General features: G+C 74.4%; 11 protein-coding genes and 1 pseudogene. 6 read left to right on the forward strand and 6 right to left on the reverse strand.

The genetic code is table 11. The features are described from left to right. The first annotated feature begins 94 nt into the window (after positions 1-94). A complete protein-coding gene (locus DJ476_RS30045) occupies positions 95-4,867 on the forward strand; it encodes a coiled-coil domain-containing protein (protein ID WP_112491965.1) in 4,773 nt (1,590 codons plus the stop codon). A gap of 179 nt (positions 4,868-5,046) precedes the next feature. Here the strand turns inward: DJ476_RS30045 and DJ476_RS30050 are convergent, their stop codons facing one another. Beyond that, on the reverse strand, positions 5,047-5,400 hold the full coding sequence (locus DJ476_RS30050; RefSeq protein ID WP_053562038.1) for a hypothetical protein: 354 nt from the start codon (positions 5,398-5,400) through the stop codon (positions 5,047-5,049). Between the two features lie 624 nt (positions 5,401-6,024). On the opposite strand from DJ476_RS30050, the gene DJ476_RS30060 reads away from it, so the two are divergent. From DJ476_RS30060 to DJ476_RS30075, 4 genes are read left to right on the forward strand one after another with little or no spacing between them, the layout of a single operon-like run. Next, positions 6,025-9,009 (forward strand): sensor histidine kinase, encoded by a 2,985-nt coding sequence (locus tag DJ476_RS30060; protein ID WP_112491966.1) that lies wholly within the window; start codon positions 6,025-6,027, stop codon positions 9,007-9,009. Beyond that, positions 9,006-9,449, forward strand: a complete 444-nt coding sequence (locus tag DJ476_RS30065) for a roadblock/LC7 domain-containing protein (protein WP_070204902.1) — start codon at positions 9,006-9,008, stop codon at positions 9,447-9,449. The genes DJ476_RS30060 and DJ476_RS30065 overlap by 4 nt, the downstream gene beginning before the upstream one ends. 9 nt (positions 9,450-9,458) lie before the next feature. Then, positions 9,459-9,932 carry a DUF742 domain-containing protein gene (locus DJ476_RS30070; RefSeq protein ID WP_103421820.1) on the forward strand — a complete coding sequence of 158 codons (474 nt, stop codon included), beginning with the start codon at positions 9,459-9,461 and terminating at the stop codon, positions 9,930-9,932. Continuing rightward, on the forward strand, positions 9,913-10,521 hold the full coding sequence (locus DJ476_RS30075) for a GTP-binding protein (RefSeq protein WP_070204905.1): 609 nt from the start codon (positions 9,913-9,915) through the stop codon (positions 10,519-10,521). The genes DJ476_RS30070 and DJ476_RS30075 overlap by 20 nt, the downstream gene beginning before the upstream one ends. Before the next feature lie 206 nt (positions 10,522-10,727). Here DJ476_RS30075 and DJ476_RS30080 read toward each other — a convergent pair whose 3' ends face one another. From DJ476_RS30080 to DJ476_RS30095, 4 genes are all read right to left on the reverse strand, one after another. Continuing rightward, entirely contained in the window at positions 10,728-11,918 is a 1,191-nt protein-coding gene (locus DJ476_RS30080) for a lipid-transfer protein (protein ID WP_112491967.1), read from the reverse strand. Continuing rightward, the gene (locus DJ476_RS30085; RefSeq protein WP_112491968.1) at positions 11,915-12,355 is read right to left on the reverse strand and encodes a Zn-ribbon domain-containing OB-fold protein; all 441 of its coding nucleotides are present in this window, start codon (positions 12,353-12,355) and stop codon (positions 11,915-11,917) included. The genes DJ476_RS30080 and DJ476_RS30085 overlap by 4 nt, the downstream gene beginning before the upstream one ends. Before the next feature lie 124 nt (positions 12,356-12,479). Continuing rightward, positions 12,480-12,833 carry a DUF962 domain-containing protein gene (locus DJ476_RS30090; protein WP_028419719.1) on the reverse strand — a complete coding sequence of 118 codons (354 nt, stop codon included), beginning with the start codon at positions 12,831-12,833 and terminating at the stop codon, positions 12,480-12,482. Positions 12,834-12,976: 143 nt separating this feature from the next. Beyond that, positions 12,977-13,795: a M15 family metallopeptidase gene (locus DJ476_RS30095; protein WP_112491969.1), complete on the reverse strand. Its 819-nt coding sequence runs from the start codon at positions 13,793-13,795 to the stop codon at positions 12,977-12,979. 60 nt (positions 13,796-13,855) lie between these two features. Here DJ476_RS30095 and DJ476_RS30100 point away from each other — a divergent pair, with 60 nt between their 5' ends. Next, the gene (locus tag DJ476_RS30100) at positions 13,856-14,422 is read left to right on the forward strand and encodes an NUDIX domain-containing protein (RefSeq protein ID WP_112491970.1); all 567 of its coding nucleotides are present in this window, start codon (positions 13,856-13,858) and stop codon (positions 14,420-14,422) included. Positions 14,423-14,491: 69 nt separating this feature from the next. On the opposite strand, the pseudogene DJ476_RS30105 reads toward DJ476_RS30100, so the two are convergent. Beyond that, positions 14,492-16,860: pseudogene (locus tag DJ476_RS30105) on the reverse strand (glycoside hydrolase family 31 protein). Between the last annotated feature and the right edge of the window lie 174 nt (positions 16,861-17,034).

A 17,034-nucleotide genomic window follows, 5' to 3' on the forward strand; every position in this document is an offset into this window, starting at 1 on the left:
CCGCCCCACCCCGCTTTCGCGCTGACCTGCCCCGCCCCGCCTTCGAGATCTGCCGCTCCACCACCGCTTCTCCGAACGACGAGAGTCCGCCGCCATGTACGAGTTGTCCCGGGTCCGCCTCTACTCCATCGGGCCTGCCGGTGCGCGCTACGCCGACACCGTCCTCGACCTGCGCGGCGTCGGTGAACCCGTCCCCAGCCCGGCCCCCGCGCAGGCGGAGTTCTTCGAGGACGAGCCGGTCGGCCCGCCGCGCCGCCCCGCCCCGGCGGGTGTGCTCTTCCTGGAGAACGGCGGCGGCAAGTCCGTCCTGCTGAAGCTGATCTTCTCGGTGATGCTCCCCGGCCACCGCAACACCCTCGGCGGCGCCAGCTCCGGCGTGCTCCGCAAGTTCCTGCTCGCGGACGACTGCGGCCATGTCGCCCTGGAGTGGCAGCACACCCTGACCGGCGAATGCGTCGTCGTGGGCAAGGTCAGCGAGTGGCGCGGGCGGCAGGTCTCCAACGACCCCCGGAAGTTCGCGGAGGCGTGGTACTCCTTCCGCCCCGGCCCCGGGCTCAGCCTGGACAGCCTGCCCGTCGCGGAGGCCACCGCCGTCGGCCGCCCCGCCGAAGGGGTCTCCGGCGCCCGGGGCAGGCGCCGCACCATGAAGGGGTTCCGCGACGCCCTGGTGGACGCGGGCAAGTTCTACCAGCACCTCGACGTGCACTGGGAAGAGATCCACGACCGCTGGAACGAACACCTCGGTGACCTCGGACTCGACCCCGAACTCTTCCGCTACCAGCGCGAGATGAACGCCGACGAGGGCGAGGCCGCCGGGCTCTTCGCGGTCAAGAAGGACTCCGACTTCACCGACCTGCTGCTCCGCGCCGTCACCGACACCCGCGACACCGACGGCCTGGCCGACCTGGTCAGCGGCTTCGGCAACAAGCTGGGCCGCCGCGCCGAGCTGACCGCCGAACGCGACTTCACCGCGGGCTCCGTGGACCTCCTCGGCCGGATCGTCGAGGCCACCGGCGCCCGCGCCCGCGCCCGCGACATCCACGCCGCAGCCGAGCGCCGCACCCGCACCCTGGCCCGCCGCCTCTCCGCCCGCGCCGCCGAGGAGCGCGGCCGCACCGCCGAGCTGGCCGAGCGGGTCACCGCCGCCGCCCACACCGTCACCGAGGCCGAGACCGCCCGCGGCCGCCGCTCCCTGATCGCCGCCGAACTCGCCTACCGCCACGCCTCCCTGGCCCTCGCCGGAGCCGAGAAGAGCGCGGCCGCCGGACGCAAGGAGCTGGCCGAGGCCCGTACACTGCACGCCGCCTGGCAGGCAGCCGAGGCCGTCCTGCGCCACCGCGCCGCCGCCGACCGCTCCGCCAGGGTCGCCGCCGCCATCCGCGAGGCCGAGCGCGACGCCGCCCCCGCCCTCGCCGCCCGCGCCACCGCCGCCGCCGATCTCGTACGGGCGCTGCACCTCGCCGCCGAGGACGGCGAGCGCGTCGCCAACGAGCAGGAGGAGCGCGCCGAGACCCTCCAGGCGACCGGCGAGCGCGCCCACCGCGACGCCACCACCGCCGCCACCGAGGCCCAGCGCGCCCGCAGCGAGGCCGGCCATCTGCGCCAGCGCCTCGCGGAGGTCGAGCAGGAGACCGGCGAGGCCGTCCGGGCCGGGTGGCTCGACAACACGGCCCCCGACGCCGACCCGGCCCGCGCCGCCCTCGCCGCCAGCGACGCCGAACAGGCCGCCGTCGCCGCCTGGGACACCGCCCGCGAGGCCGCCCGCACCGCCGCCGACCAGGCCCGTGAGGCGGCCGCCGCCGAGAGCCGCGCCGAACTGGCCGCCGCCCGCGCCGCCGACGGGGCCAAGGCGGCGGAGCAGAGTTACGAGGACGAGCTGAGGGCCGCCGCCTCCATCGCCGCCGACCCGCGCCTCGCGGACCTGCTCGGCCTGCCCACCGGCCCGGGCGTCCCGCACCCCCGCCGGGAAGCGGCCGACGAGCCGTCCGCACCGGACCGGGGTGCCCCCTCCCGTACGGCTTCGCAGGGCGACGACGGCACCGGAGCGAGCCCGGCGGAGGAGGCCCCGGACAGCGCGGTCGCCCTGGCCGACCAGCCCGCCCCCGCCCACCAGCCGCTCAGCGCCGAGGAGTTCGACCGCAGCGCCGACGAACTGCGCGAGCTGCTCGACCAGTCCGTCGCCGCCGCCGAGCGCCGCCTCTTCGACCTGCGCACCGCCGCCGCCGACGACGCCCGCATCCTCGGCGCCCTCGGTGAGGGCGGGCTGCTGCCCCCGGGCCCCGACGTCCTCGCCACGGTCGAATATCTGGGTGAGCACGGCATCCCCGCCCTGCCCGGCTGGCGTTATCTCGCCCAGGCCGTCGACCCGGCCGACCACGCCGCCGTCCTCGCCGCCCGCCCGGAGCTGGTCGACGGCGTCGTCATCACCGACCCCGACGCCCACACCCGCGCCCGCGAAGTCCTGGGCAGCGCGGCCCTGTTGCCCCGCTCGGCCGTCGCCGTCGGCACCGCCGCCGCCCTCCTCGCCCCCGTCCCGGACCCGGCCACCGGCTCCGACGCCCAGCACGACGGTGTCTTCCTCGTCCCCCCGAACCCGGCCATGCACGACGAGAACGCCGCCGACGAGGAGCGTCACGCCCTGCGGTCCCGCGCCGCCGCCCGCGACGAGGACATCCGGACGCTCGCCGCCCGGCTCTCCGGCGACCGCGCCCTCGCCGCCCGCATCGGCTCCTGGCGCGCCGACTGCCCGCCCGGCATGCTCGCGGAGCTGGCCGAGGCCGCCGCCACCGCGCGTACGGCCGCCCAGAGTGCCGAAGCCGCCCTCGCGGAGGCCCGTACCGCTCGCGCCGAGGCGGACGAGGCCGCCGCCGACACCGCCCGCGTCCGCGACGAGCGCCAGGAGGCCGCCCAGCGCGCCCGCCGGGTCGCCGACGCGCTGGCCGGGCTCGCACACCGGCTGCGGGAGCGGGCCCGCTGGCAGGTCCGCCTCCGCGAACTGGCCGACGAGGCCGCCGAGGCCGAGGCCCGCGCCGCCGTCTGCCTGGACCTGGCCCGCTCCGCCGACGAGGACCGCCGGGCCGCCCAGCGCGCCGGGGACGACGCCCGCCGCACCGCCCGCGCCCTGCGCGCCGAACGCGCCGAGATCGCCGGGGCCCCGGAGACCCTCCCGGAGCCCGACGCGACCAAACCCCGCACGGCGCTGCCCACCCTCCGCGAGGCCTACCGGGCCGCATCCCAGCTGTACGAGAAGGTCGGCGTCGGCGCCGACCTCCGCGCCGAGCAGGCCCGCGCCGAGAGCGACGAGAGCGCCGCCCTCGCGGAGCTGGACCGGCTCACCAACAAGGTCCGCACCCGCGCCGCCCAGCTCCTGGAAGGCACCGACGGCGCCGACGGCCCCTCCCGCCAGGCGGCGGCCGCCCGCGCCGAGTCCCACGTACAGCTCCTGGAGACCCGGGCCTCCACCGCCAGCGAGCAACTGGGCCGGTTCCGGGGCGAGGCCGAGCGGCTGGCCCCCGACGACGAGCGGCCGCACCACACCGAGCTGCCCGACGAACTGGTCCCCGCCGACGCCGAACAGGCCCAGGCCTTCCTGCGGACGGCCACCGCCGAGCTGGCCGCCGCCACCGCAGCCCTGGAGACCGCCCGCGCCGCCCACAGCGAGCTGCTCCACGCCCACCGCACCGCCGAGGACTCCGCAGGCGGCTTCGACGAGACCGCCGCCCTCCTGCGCGACCTGCTCCGCGACCACGGTACGGAGGAGGCCACCGAGGCCCCCGAGCCGTACCCGGGCACCCTGGAGGAGGCCCGGCACTCCGCCGCCGAGGCCCGCCGCTCCCTGCGCGGCTGCGCCACCGACCTCTCGGCCGCCGAGAGCGCCGTACGGGAAGCGAGCGACGTCCTCGTACGGCACGCCAACTCCACCCGCTACGAGCAGGTCCGCACCCCGGCCCGCCAGCAGATCCGCGAACTGCCCGCGTCGGCGCTCCCGGAGCACGCCCAGAAGTGGGCCGACGCCTTCGCCCCCCGGCTCCGCGTCCTCACCGACGAGCTGGTCCAGCTGGAGCGCAACCGCGACTCCATCGTCGACCGGCTGCGCGGCCTGGTGGAGTCGGCCCTCGCCACGCTCCGCTCCGCCCAGCGGCTCTCGCAGCTCCCCGAGGGGCTGGGGGAGTGGTCGGGACAGGAATTCCTCCGGATCCGGTTCGAGGAGCCCGACCAGGCCACCTTGACCGAGCGCCTCGGTGAGGTCATCGACGAGGCGACGCGCGCCGCCCTCAAGAAGAACTCCGACCTGCGCCGGGACGGCATGTCCCTGCTGCTGCGGGGCGTCGAGGCGGCTCTGCGGCCCAAGGGCATCGCCGTGGAGATCCTCAAGCCGGACGCGGTGCTCCGCGCCGAGCGGGTCCCGGTCGGGCAGATGGGCGACGTCTTCTCCGGCGGCCAGCTGCTCACCGCCGCCATCGCCCTCTACTGCACGATGGCGGCGCTGCGCAGCAACGACCGGGGCCGCGACCGCCACCGGCACGCCGGCACGCTGTTCCTGGACAACCCGATCGGCCGGGCCAACGCCACGTATCTGCTGGAACTCCAGCGCGCGGTCTCCGACGCGCTGGGCGTCCAGTTGCTCTACACGACCGGCCTCTTCGACACGACCGCGCTCGCCGAATTCCCGCTGGTCATCCGCCTGCGTAACGACGCGGACCTGCGGGCCGGGCTGAAGTACATCAGCGTGGAGGAGCACCTGCGCCCCGGGCTGCCCCAGCAGGACCCGGAGGGCGAGACGGTCCACGGCGAGATCACGGCGACCCGCATGTTCAAGCGGAGCGCACCGCAGAGCGAGGAGCCGCAGCCGCAGTCGGAGGCGTGACGCCCGGCCGGGGCGCGGCAACCCGAGGCATGACGCCCGGCCGTGACACCGCAGCCCCCGGTGCGGGGGGCAACGTCCGCCTCGCGCAGGCCCGATGGCCTCTCATCGGGCCTGCGGTACGGCGATGCGGCCTTACGCCCGCGAGAGACCACGCCCGGCCAAGACCGCACCCGGGAAGCTCACGCCCGCGAGAGATCACCGGCCCCGCGCCGCCCGCGTATCCTGCCGTCCGCCTCGTCCCGCTCCGCCGCTCGCGCCGCCCGCTGGGCCCGCCGCCGCTCCCGGCGCATCTGCCGGGCGGTGCTGCTCGGCACGGACACCACGCCGTGCCGCTGGTTCCACACCTGCCGGGTGACCCACACGTCCAGCACCGCCCAGGTGGCGACCACCGTGCTGGCCACACTGCTGAGCACCATCGGGAAGGCCAGCCAGGAGCCGGCCAGCGTGCACAGAAAAGCGATCACCGCCTGGATGATCGTCAGCGCCATGATCAGCACGGCGCGCACCGCCGCCGTCCGCACCGCGTCCGGCATCCGCCGTCTTCCCGCCGGCTCCTCCACCCACAACTGCCGCGGAATCCGTGCCTCGTCCCCGGCGTCCGCGCTCGCGGTGCCGACCGGTGCTCCGGCGCTCCCGCGCTCCTGCGTGCTCACGTCCTTCAACTCCCCACCACTGTCCGACTTCAGGGTGGCTGCCCGGCTTGCGCCGGTTCTACGCGGGCGGACGAGCTCGTACTGCCGCGCGTGCCCCGTCGTGCGTCTACCCCGTACATATGGACGAACCACCCGCCCCGAAGATTCCCCCTGAAAGCCACCTCTGGGCCCAGAAGGCTACGGAACGAATAATTCCAGCCAACTGATATGGGCCCCTGGGCGGGGGGTCGTTGGGTATCCTCTGCCGCTTTCGCGAACTTCATCTCCGGGAATACCGGGGCAAGTCATCACCAAATCCCGTTCGGACGGCTGAAAATCATCCGGACGTGTCTTCGAGTTGTCTCTGTGTCAGTAGTAGGCTCGCGCCGTTTATTGACGTAGGACGGACCCTCGCCCGCGTCGGTCCGATGCGCACCGGTGTATACGGGGCGAACGTCGGGGCAGGGTCGAGGGACGACCGGGAGAAGACCACCCCCGCGGAGCGGGGCCGATCTGGGGGAGGCCATGCGCTTTCGCGGGAAGTCCATCCGCAGGAAGATCGTGGCGTTGCTGCTGGTGCCGCTCGTCTCCCTCACGGGCCTCTGGGGCCTGGCCACCTACGTCACCGGCCGCCAGGCGGCCGAGCTGATCAACGTCGGCAACACCGTCGAGAAGGTCGCCGGACCCCTGGAGGAGGCGGTCCGCACCGTCCAGGCCGAGCGCCGTCAGACCCTCGTCTTCCTGGCCGATCCCCGCGCCTCCGACGCCCTGCCCCTCCTGCTGAGCCGGCGCGCCGACACCGACCGAATCGTGGCCGAGGTCAAGGAGAGCGCCGGGCAGAGCGACGTCCGCGAGGCGCTGGAACCCGAGTCCCGCACCCGTCTCGACGCGATCCTGACCGCAGTCGACGGACTGGGCTCGCTGCGCGAATCGGTCGAGAAGCGCACCATCGGCCGGGCGAAGGCGCTGGACTTCTACAACGGCCTCGTCGACCCCGCGTACCGTTTCCTCAATGGTCTCCACACCACGAAGAACGGTTCACTGGACAAGGAGATGCGGGCGCTGGTCGGGATATCCCGGGCCCGCGAGATGCTGTCGCGGGAGGACGCCCTCGTCGCCTCCGGCCTCATCACGGGCCGCTTCACCACCGCCGAACTCCGCCAGATATCCGGCCTGGTGGCCCAGCGCCAACTGCTGTACGACGTCAGCCTGGAGAACCTCCCCGCCGCCGAACGCCGCCGCGTCGAACAGTTCTGGAGCAGCCCGGACGCCGAACCGCTGCGCACCGCCGAGGACGCCCTGATCGCCGCCGGACCCACCAAGCGCCCGGGCGCCGTCGACACCGCACGCTGGCAGGAAGTCGCCCCGCCCGTCCTCGACCGGCTCGCGGCCGACTCCACGGAGATGAGCGACCGCTTCCAGGACCGTGCGGAACCGGCCGGCTACCGGGTCCTCGCCCAGGCCGGGGTCGCCGGAGTCCTCGGCTTCCTGGCCCTGATCGTCTCGATCTTCGTCTCCGTACGCATCGGCCGTGAGCTGGTCCGCGACCTCTCCCGGCTCCGCAAGGACGCCCACGAGGTCTCCGGCGTCCGGCTGCCGAGCGTCATGCGCCGACTGGCCGCCGGTGAGCAGGTCGACGTCGAGACCGAGGCCCCGCACCTCACCTACGACCGCGACGAGATCGGCCAGGTCGGCCAGGCGCTCAACACCCTCCAGCGCGCCGCCGTCGAGGCCGCCGTCAAGCAGGCGGACATGCGGCGCGGCGTCTCCGAGGTCTTCGTCAACCTCGCCCGCCGCAACCAGGTCCTCCTGCACCGCCAGCTCACCCTGCTGGACGCGATGGAGCGCCGCACCGAGAACAGCGACGAACTGGCCGACCTGTTCCGCCTGGACCACCTCACCACCCGCATGCGCCGCCACGCCGAGGGGCTCGTGATCCTCTCCGGCGCCGCCCCCTCCCGCCAGTGGCGCAAGCCGATCCAGCTCATGGACGTCGTACGGGCCGCCGTCGCCGAGGTCGAGGACTACGAGCGCATCGAGGTCAGGCGGCTGCCCCGGATCGGCGTGGGCGGCCCCGCCGTCGCCGACCTCACCCACCTCATCGCCGAACTCCTGGAGAACGCCACCGTCTTCTCACCCCCGCACACCGCGGTCCAGGTGCACGGCGAACGCGTCTCCAACGGCTTCACCCTCGAAATCCACGACCGAGGCCTCGGTATGCCCCCCGAGGTCCTGCTCGACGCCAACCTGAGGCTCGCGGAGACCCCCGACTTCGAGCTCTCCGACACCGACCGCCTCGGCCTCTTCGTGGTCAGCCGCCTCGCCCAGCGCCAGAACGTCCGGGTCTCCCTGCAGAAATCGCCGTACGGAGGCACCACCGCGGTCGTCTTCATCCCCGCCGCCCTCCTCACCGAGGCCCCCGACACCCACGGCACCGGCTTCCGGCTCGACCGCCGGGCCGAACGGGCGATCGGCAGCGGCCGGGGAGCCGACGCGGGCCGGAAGGCGGAGGGCACCGCGCCGTCGGGCGGGGACCGCAGGGCCAACGGCAGGTCCGCCGTCCTCTCCCCGGTCCCCACCGGCCTCACCGGTCCGGCGGTGCTCGACGGCCCGGTCGAACTGGAGGCCCCGATCGGCCCCCTTGACCTCGCCGGCGACCCGCTGGACCGAGCCTCCGACCCGGCCCTGGACCCCGCTCTGGGACCGGTGCTCGACGGGGTCTCCGACCTGGAGGACACCGAGAGCGAGCGCGGCGGCATCTTCCGCGCCCGCGACCTGCGCCGCGAGGACGGCCGCGACCCGTTCCACGACGACGGCAGGGGCACGCGCCACGGCGAGGGCAGGGGCACGCGCCGCAAGGACGACGACCGGGACGGACGGGGCCCGAACCGCGAGGACGAGGTCTGGGAGGCGCGCCGCGACCAGCACCAGCAGGCCCGCGACCACGACGGCGAAGGCCGCAAGGCGGAGGTCCGCCCGATGCGCCCCAAGGGCCCCGTGCCGCTGCCGCGCCGTACGCCGCCGACCCTGGTCACCGACCGGGGCCGCCGCGTGGACGACCAGGCCCCGGACGCCCCCGCCGACGAGCCGCCCGCCACCGCGCCCCGCACCCCGACCGGCCCGGTCGCGCACACCACCCCCTGGGCCGCCCGTGCCGCCCGGCGCAACCCCGTACCGCTCACCGCACCCGAGCCGCCGCACACCCCGGAACCACCTCGCACCACCACCGAGGCCAGACCCGGCACCGCCCCCGACACCGTGGGCGGCCTGCCCCGGCGGGTCCGGCAGGCCAGCCTCGCCCCCCAGCTCCGTGAGGACTCCGCCGACCGGACTCCGTACCGGGCGCCCGCCGAGACGGTCGACGACTTCGACCGGGACGCGGACGAAGTACGCAATCGCATGGCATCACTCCAGCGCGGCTGGCAGCGCGGTCGTCGGCAGAACGCCGAGGACGCGGCCGGCCCCGAGGGAACAGCACCAGGAACCACTCCGGGAGGGGACGGTCGATGACCGCACCGAACGCCGCAGCACCCAACTCCGCACGCCAGGGCTCGGGCGAACTCAACTGGCTGCTGGACGAGCTCGTCCAGCGCGTCGCCAGCATCCGCAAGGCGCTGGTGCTCTCCAGCGACGGGCTGGCCACCGGCGCCTCGCAGGACCTGACCCGGGAGGACAGCGAGCATCTGGCCGCCGTCGCCTCCGGGTTCCACAGCCTCGCCAAGGGGGTGGGACGCCACTTCGAGGCGGGCCGAGTCCGCCAGACCGTCGTCGAACTCGACGAGGCGTTCCTCTTCGTCACGGCGGCCGGGGACGGCAGCTGTCTCGCCGTGCTGGCCGACGCGGACTCCGACGTGGGCCAGGTGGCGTACGAGATGACACTCATGGTCAAGCGTGTGGGGGCCCACCTGGCCAACGCCCCGCGGACGACCGGTCAGCCCGCCGGAGGGTGAGGGGCGGGCATGAGCGCTGACTCCCCCCGCGACCCGGCCCCCGGCTTCGGCACGGACGGCGGAGCCGGGAGCCCCGACGCCCTGTCGGCGGCCACCGCCGACCCTCAGTCCTCGCGCTGGTACGACGCGGAGGCCGGCCCCGTGGTCCGCCCGTACGCCATGACCCGGGGTCGCACCAGCAGCGCGTCCCGGCACCGGCTCGACCTCATCGCGCTCGTCGTGCCCGAACCGGCGGCCGAGGACCCCGGCCGGGACCAGACGCTCTCGCCCGAACACGTCACCATCGTCGAACTCTGCAGCGACGCGCCCCAGTCGATCGCCGAACTCGCCGCCGAACTCGACCTCCCGGTAGGGGTGGTACGGGTCCTGGTGGGCGATCTCGTCGAGGACGAGCTGGTGCACGTCACCCGCCCCGTTCCGCCGGCCGAACTGCCGGACGTGAACATTCTCCGTGAGGTGATCAATGGCCTTCGGGCGCTCTAGCCGCGCCAAGCAGCGGCCCGTCGAGCCCATCACCCTGAAGATCCTGGTGGCGGGAGGCTTCGGGGTGGGCAAGACGACCGCGGTCGGCGCGGTCAGCGAGATCCGGCCCCTGCGCACCGAGGAACGCCTCACCGAGGCGGGCCGTCCGGTCGACGACCTCGCGGGCGTCGAGTCCAAGACGACCACCACGGTCGCCATGGACTTCGGCCGGATCACGCTCCGCGAGGACCTGGTCCTCTACCTCTTCGGCACGCCGGGCCAGGACCGCTTCTGGTTCCTCTGGGACGAGCTGGCCCAGGGTGCTCTGGGCGCGGTGGTCCTCGCGGACACCCGGCGCCTGGAGGACTGCTTCGCGGCGGTTGACTACTTCGAGCGCCGCCGGATCCCGTTCACGGTGGCCGTCAACTGCTTCGAGGGGGCGGGCAGGTTCCCCGCACAGACCGTGCGGGCCGCGCTCGACCTCGACCCCGAGGTCCCGGTGCTGCTGTGCGACGCACGGGACCGCGCGTCAGTCCGTGACGTCCTGGTCGCGGTGGTCGAGCACGCCCTGGAGCGCGCGGCCCGGGACCGCCCGCCCGTCGCCACCTGAACCCCTGACGACCCGGGGGTACGCGTACGGCCCGTACCCCCGCCGACAGGGGTACGGGCCGCACATCGTCCGGACGGGCCGGGCTGTGAGTGTTCTGCGATCGTGACGCCCCGTCAAGTCATGGGTATACAAAAGAACTCCCCCATGCGACTCCGACGCGACTTCCCCAACGCGACTCCCTCGACGCGACTTCCCGGCGGAACTCCTCAGCGGACGGCGATCACCGCCGAACCATGCCCGAACAGCCCCTGGTTGGCCGTGATGCCCACCCGGGCGCCCGGCACCTGACGTCCCCCGGCCCGGCCCCGCAACTGCTGGGTCAGTTCGCACACCTGGGCGATGGCCTGCGCGGGCACGGCCTCACCGAACGAGGCCAGACCGCCGCTCGCGTTGACCGGGACGCGCCCGCCCAGCGCGGTCACCCCTTCCCGTACCAGCTGGGCGCCCTCGCCCGGAGCGCAGAGCCCGATGTCCTCGTACCACTCCAACTCCAGTGCCGTGGACAGGTCGTAGACCTCCGCCAGCGACAGGTCCTCCGGCCCGATCCCCGCCTCCTCGTACGTGGCCCGCGCGATCGACGCCCGGAAGCCCACCGGCGAGGGCTCGACGGCCACCGCCGAGTCGGTGCCGATGTCCGGCAGATCGAGCACGGTCCTCGGAAAGGTCGGCGTCACGGTGGAGACGGCCCGGATCCGCACCGGGTCGGTCACTCCGCGCCGCCGCGCGAACTCCATGCCGCACAGCACCAGCGCCGCCGCCCCGTCGGAGGTGGCGCAGATGTCCAGCAGCCGCAGCGGATCCGCGACGACGGCCGAGGCCGCAACCTCCTCCGCCGTCACGGGAGTTCGGTAACGGGCGTACGCGTTGAGCGCCCCCGCCGCCGCGTTCTTCACCTTGACCAGCGCGAAGTCCTCCGGCGAGTCCCCGTGCACCGCCATCCGGCGCCGGGCGTACAGCCCGAAGTACGCCGGGTTCGTCGCCCCGAGCACCCGGAACCGCAGCCAGTCCGGATCGTCCGGCCGCTCCCCGCCCGCCGGGGCGAAGAATCCCTTCGGCGCCGCGTCCGCCCCCACCACCAGCACCACATCGGCCATCCCCGCCAGGATCTGGGCCCGCGCGGTGTCGATGGCCTGCGCCCCCGACGCACAGGCGGCGTAGACGGAGGTCACCCGCGCCCCCTGCCACCCGAGCGCCCGCGCGAACGTCGCCCCGGCCACGTACCCCGGATAGCCGCCCCGGACCGTCTGCGCGCCCACCACCGACCCCACCTCGGGCCACCCGATGCCCGCGTCCGCGAGAGCGGCGTGCGCGGCGGCCCGCCCGTACGTGACGAAGCTGCGCCCCCACTTGCCCCACGGGTGCATCCCGGCCCCGAGCACGGCCACATCGCCGCTCACGACAGAGCCTCCGCCGCCACGGGCCGCCAGTGCCAGGTCGTATGGACGGTGCCGGCCGCCGCGTCCTCGTCCAGCGCGCCCGGCACCACCTCCACCACCGACCCGACGGGCAGATCCGCCACGCCCACCCCGGGTGGGGCCTGCCCCAGCACCACCATGCGCTCGGCCGCCAGCTCCACGGCGACCAGCGTGTACGGCACCCAGGGCACCCCGGGATCGCTGACGTACGGGGGAGGGGGCCGGTACCGCCCGTCGGTGCAGGACCACACCGTGCCCCGCTTCGACAGCGCGACCTCCGCCAATTCCCCGCCCTCGCACAGCGGGTTGCGGCAGTGGCCGTCCTCCCGGGGGAAGTACACCGTCCCGCACGCCGAGCAGCGGGTGCCCAGCAGCCGGAACTCCTCCTCGGTGGCGCCCTCGGTGAACCAACCGGCCACGACGGGTATCCGCGTACGCGACAAAGCGCCTCCCCGACACCGAATCTGACGGAACGTCAGAAGTGTGCCACGGTCGTCCGCGCACGGCGAGAGCCCGGACGGAACCTCCGGGCGGTCCCGGCGCTCAGTCGCTGCCGTGCTCGGCCAGCCACTTCGCCGCCGTCTCCGCCAGCTCCGCGTCGCGGCCCGCGAGCATCATCCGGATCATCTGCGCGTCCCCGCGCAGCGACCACGCCGGATGCCCGAAGGTCGCCGGGTTGTTCTTCTCGATCAGGAAGTGGGCCGGCCAGGCCGTGCCGTACCCGATCAGCGGCAGCGCCGCCAGATACCGCTTCCGGCCCCGCGCCAGCCCGTAGACGGAGATCGCGAGACCGGTCAGCGTGCCGGTCAGATGGACCCAGCGGGTGGCGGCACGGGAGTGCATCGCGACGTAGTACGGCCAGAATTCCTCGTACGAATCGAACGTCTGCTGTGACATACGGGCACCGTAGCCGCCCGATCGGCAACCGAACACGCCCCTTGCGCGTCCGAAAGGAAGAACGGGCGGGCCGGAGCCCACGGGGGTGGTCCCGGTCCGCCCGTTCACCACCCCCTCCGGGCCCCTCTTCGGTACCCGCCCCCTCAGCGCCCGGCGACCGCCCGGCGATCCACCGGGAAGTCGAAATAGGTGTCCGGGAACAGCTCGGGCTTGTGGGTGAAGTGCCACCACTCCTCGGGCAGATTCACGAACCCCACCTCGGCCAACGTCCGCTTCAGGAACTGCCGGTTGGCGCGCTGCACCCCCTGGATCCGGGGATCGTCCGTGTGCGAGAGCGTGTCGAAGCAGTCGTAACCGGTGCCCATGTCCACCGAGTTGTCGGGGAACCGCTCGCTCTTCGGCGCGAAGCAGGGCGTCAGCCTCTCGCCCGGACGGTACGGCCTGGTCGGCAGCGCCGGCAGCCGGACCAGCGTCAGGTCCACCGTGCTGCCCCTGCTGTGCCCGGACTTCTCCGCGATGTAACCGTCCTCGAACAGCCGGGACTTGTCGACCCGCGGATAGAACTCCCCCTTCATGGACTGGTCGTCGGGATCCTTCGCCCAGCGCACGAAGTGGTCCACCGCCCGCTGCGGCCGGTAACAGTCGTACACCTTCAGTGAGTAGCCCTGCCGCAGCAGCCGCTGCTGCGCCCGGTGCAGAGCCTGGGCGGCGGGGCGGGTGAGGATGCAGACCGGCTGCCGATAGCCTTCGACCCGCTCACCGAGGAAGGTGTGCGCGGTGGTGTAGCGCATCTCCTGGATGATCGTCGGATCCACCGACCGCAACGCCACGAACCCTTCGGGCGCCTTCACGGGTCGAGCGGGGGCCTGTGCGGGCGCGGGGGAGACGGCCACGCCGACCAGCAGGGCAGTGGCGGCAGCAGCGGTGGCCAGGGCGCGGAGAGCGGTACGCATTCCTGTCATGGGCACACCGTCTATCAGCTTCCCGCCCCCGGCGGAAGGACGATCGGCTACAGTCCGCCCGTGTCCGAGCCCACCAGCAGCCCCGCCCCGCCGCCCGACCGCCCGCTGTCCCCGTACGTCAGGGACTCCCACTGCTCCACCTGCGGAGCCCCGTACACCGCCCTCGCCTCTCCCGGCACCTGGCCCCGCACCTGCGCCCGCTGCGGCACCACCGCCTACCGCAACCCGCTCCCGGTCGCCGTGGCCCTGCTCCCCGTGAGCGGCCCCGGCCCGACCGGACTCGTCGTCATCACGCGCACCATCGAACCGCAGAAGGGCGGTACGGCCCTCCCCGGCGGCTTCGTCGACCACACGGAGGACTGGCGCGACGCGGTCGTCCGGGAACTGCGCGAGGAGACCGGCATCGAGGCGGCGGCCCAGGACGTCCGCCTCGCCGACGCCCTCAGCGACACCGCCGGCCACCTCCTGCTCTTCGGGCTCCTCCCGCCCCGCCCCCTGTCGAGCCTGCCGCCCTCCGTCCCCACGCACGAGACTTCGGGGTACGAGATCCTCCCCGCCCCGCGCCCGCTGACGTTCCCGCTGCACACGGAGGCGGCCAACGCCTGGTTCGCGGGCCGCTACGGCTGAGAGGTACGGGTCCCGCACGGCCTCCGGGACGTACGGGACCCCACCCGACAACCCTCCGCCGTCCGCCCCCTACCCCTCCGCCACCCCCCGCACCCGCACCGGAAGACCGACCGCCGGGCCCCCCTCCCCGCCACCGTCCCGCTCCACCACCACGCGGTCCCCCTCCCACCGCGCCACATACCGTTCGAGTTCGGCCTCCGCCCACCCGTCACCGGGGTCCCGGACCACCAGCCCGCCCCCGGACCGCCCCGGAGCCGGGGCCCACACCTCCAGTTCCAGCTCCCCGTCCGCGTCCCGTACCGGAATCACCGCCCCCGCCCGGGCCAGCACCGGAATCCGGGAGAGCGGGGCGTCGACCACCACCGGCCCCGGCCCCTCGTACGCCCGCCCGGTCACCGTGTCGTACCAGCGCCCCCGGGGCAGCCGCACCACCCGCCGGTCCGCACCCGCCTCCATCACCGGCGCCACCAGCAGCGCGTCGCCCAGCAGAAACGCGTCCTCGCACCCCCGCAACCCCCGGTCGCCCGGCGCCGCCCACCACACCGGCCGCACATAGGGCGCCCCCGACAGCCGCGCCACCTGCGACAGGGTCACGAAGTACGGGTGCAGCCGCTCCCGCTCCACCAGCGCCGCCCGCGCGTGCTCCAGCACCTCCGGCCCGAACTCCCACGGCTCCCGCCGCCCCGCGTCGATCGCCGAGTGCGTCCGGAACAACGGCAGATACGCGCCCAGCTGGAACCAGCGCAGATACAGCTCCGGCGACGGCGACCCGTCGAACCCGCCCACGTCCGGACCCGAGTACGGCACTCCGCACAGCCCCAGGCCCAGCACCAGCGAGAGCGAGGCCCGCAGCCCCGGCCACCCGGTCGACACATCACCGGACCAGGTGCCCCCGTACCGCTGCATCCCCGCCCACCCCGACCGGGAGAACAGGAACGGCCGCTCCTCGGGGCGCAGCCGGAGCAGCCCCTCGTATCCGGCACGGGCCATCGCCAGCCCGTACACGTTGTGCGCCTCGCGGTGGTCGCCGCCCGCGCCTTCCAGGCTATGCCGGGCGGAACGGGGCAGCGACGGGTCCCCGAACGCGGTGAACGACACCGGCTCGTTCATGTCGTGCCAGACCCCCGAGAAGCCCTGCGCAAGCCGCTCCTCGTACAGAGATCCCCACCATTCCCGCACAAGCGGATCGGTGAAATCCGGATAGACGCAGGCCCCGGGCCACACCTCACCCACCACCACCCGCCCCGAGCGTCCCGGACGTACGCCCCGCGCTCCCCGACCGCCAGCCCCGCGTCGAACACCTCGTCCCCCGGCTCGGCCTTCACCGCCGGGTCCACGATCGACACCAGCCGCACCCCCTCCGCCCGCAGCTCCTTCGCCAGCCCGGGCAGACCGGGGAACCGCTCCCGGTCGACCGTGAACACCCGGTGGCCGTCGTAGTGGTCGATGTCCAGATGCAGCACGGAGAGCGGAAGTCCCCGCTCCCGGTACCCGGCCACCACCCGCCGCACCTCCCGCTCGCTGCCGAACCCCCAGCGGGCGTGCTGCGGCCCCAGCGCCCACGACGGCGGCACGGCGGGCGCGCCCGTCAACGCCGTCCACCCGCGCAGCACCCGGGCCGGCGTCCCCGCCACCACCCAGCACCGCAGCGGCCCGCCCTCCATCCGCACCTCGCACGTGCCCGGCCGGTCGTGCCCCGAGCCCGCCCCCTCCGCGCCCTCACGCACCACCACCCGCCCCGCCCAGGTGTTGTCGTGGAACGCCAGATGCGTCCCGGCGTCCGAGACCACCACCTGCACCGGCATCGTCAGATACAGCGGATCGTCCCCCGGTCCGAACCGGCCGCCCGGATCGGTGTTCCACAGCCCGTACGCCCCGTCCCGCAGCCGGGGCCCCGACGCCCGCCCGCCCAGCCCGAAGAACCGGGCGTCCGCCGGCACCTCCGACCGCTGCACCCACCGCACCGGGCCCCCGCCCACCGGCTCCCACCAGCGCGGCGGCAACTCCCGCCGCAACAGCACCCCGCCCGGCGTCCGCAGCTCCACCGCACCCGTCCGCGAGACCACCACCGTCAGCCGCTCGGAGACCACCTGCCAGCCACCGTCCTGGCCCGGCTCCAGCACCGCCCGCGGATCGGCCGCGGGCACCTCGCCCGCCAGCGCGTACGACGGCAGCGGATCGGCCCCGTCCCACGCCCAGAACACCGCACCGCCCACCGCCACCCGCACCCGCAGCTCCGAACGGGCGAACCGCACCACGCCCCCGCCCGGCCCGGGCTCCGCCCCCACCAGAGCACCGGGCACCCGGGCCCGCTCCGCACCGCGCGCGGGCAGCGCCTTCGCATCCGCCGACCGGCGCCGCCAGGCCGCGCGCAGCGTGCGCAGCCCCCGTACCGAACCGACCAAACTCACCCGACGCACCAGGTCACGACCGTCCATGGCGCACACCATGCCACCCGCCAGGACCGCAGAACCTCCCGTTCAACTCCCGTTCACCCGCTCCGCCGCGCAACCGCCCGGCCCACCGACGGCCCGCCACCCACCCTCGTGGGCCCCTGCGGAGCCCCGCGTCACGCCGACCCACCCTGGTGCCGAAGACGATCACATGGCATC

The organism is Streptomyces bacillaris, assembly GCF_003268675.1.
GTDB classification, from domain to species: Bacteria; Actinomycetota; Actinomycetes; order Streptomycetales; family Streptomycetaceae; genus Streptomyces; species Streptomyces bacillaris.

Coding starts and splice junctions, on each gene's coding strand:
- DJ476_RS30075 (WP_070204905.1), top strand. CDS start 9,913: ATGGCCTTCGGGCGCTCTAGCCGCGCCAAGCAGCGGCCCGTCGAGCCC.
- DJ476_RS30065 (WP_070204902.1), top strand. CDS start 9,006: ATGACCGCACCGAACGCCGCAGCACCCAACTCCGCACGCCAGGGCTCG.
- DJ476_RS30070 (WP_103421820.1), top strand. CDS start 9,459: ATGAGCGCTGACTCCCCCCGCGACCCGGCCCCCGGCTTCGGCACGGAC.
- DJ476_RS30090 (WP_028419719.1), bottom strand. CDS start 12,833: ATGTCACAGCAGACGTTCGATTCGTACGAGGAATTCTGGCCGTACTAC.
- DJ476_RS30045 (WP_112491965.1), top strand. CDS start 95: ATGTACGAGTTGTCCCGGGTCCGCCTCTACTCCATCGGGCCTGCCGGT.
- DJ476_RS30095 (WP_112491969.1), bottom strand. CDS start 13,795: ATGACAGGAATGCGTACCGCTCTCCGCGCCCTGGCCACCGCTGCTGCC.
- DJ476_RS30050 (WP_053562038.1), bottom strand. CDS start 5,400: ATGCCGGACGCGGTGCGGACGGCGGCGGTGCGCGCCGTGCTGATCATG.
- DJ476_RS30060 (WP_112491966.1), top strand. CDS start 6,025: ATGCGCTTTCGCGGGAAGTCCATCCGCAGGAAGATCGTGGCGTTGCTG.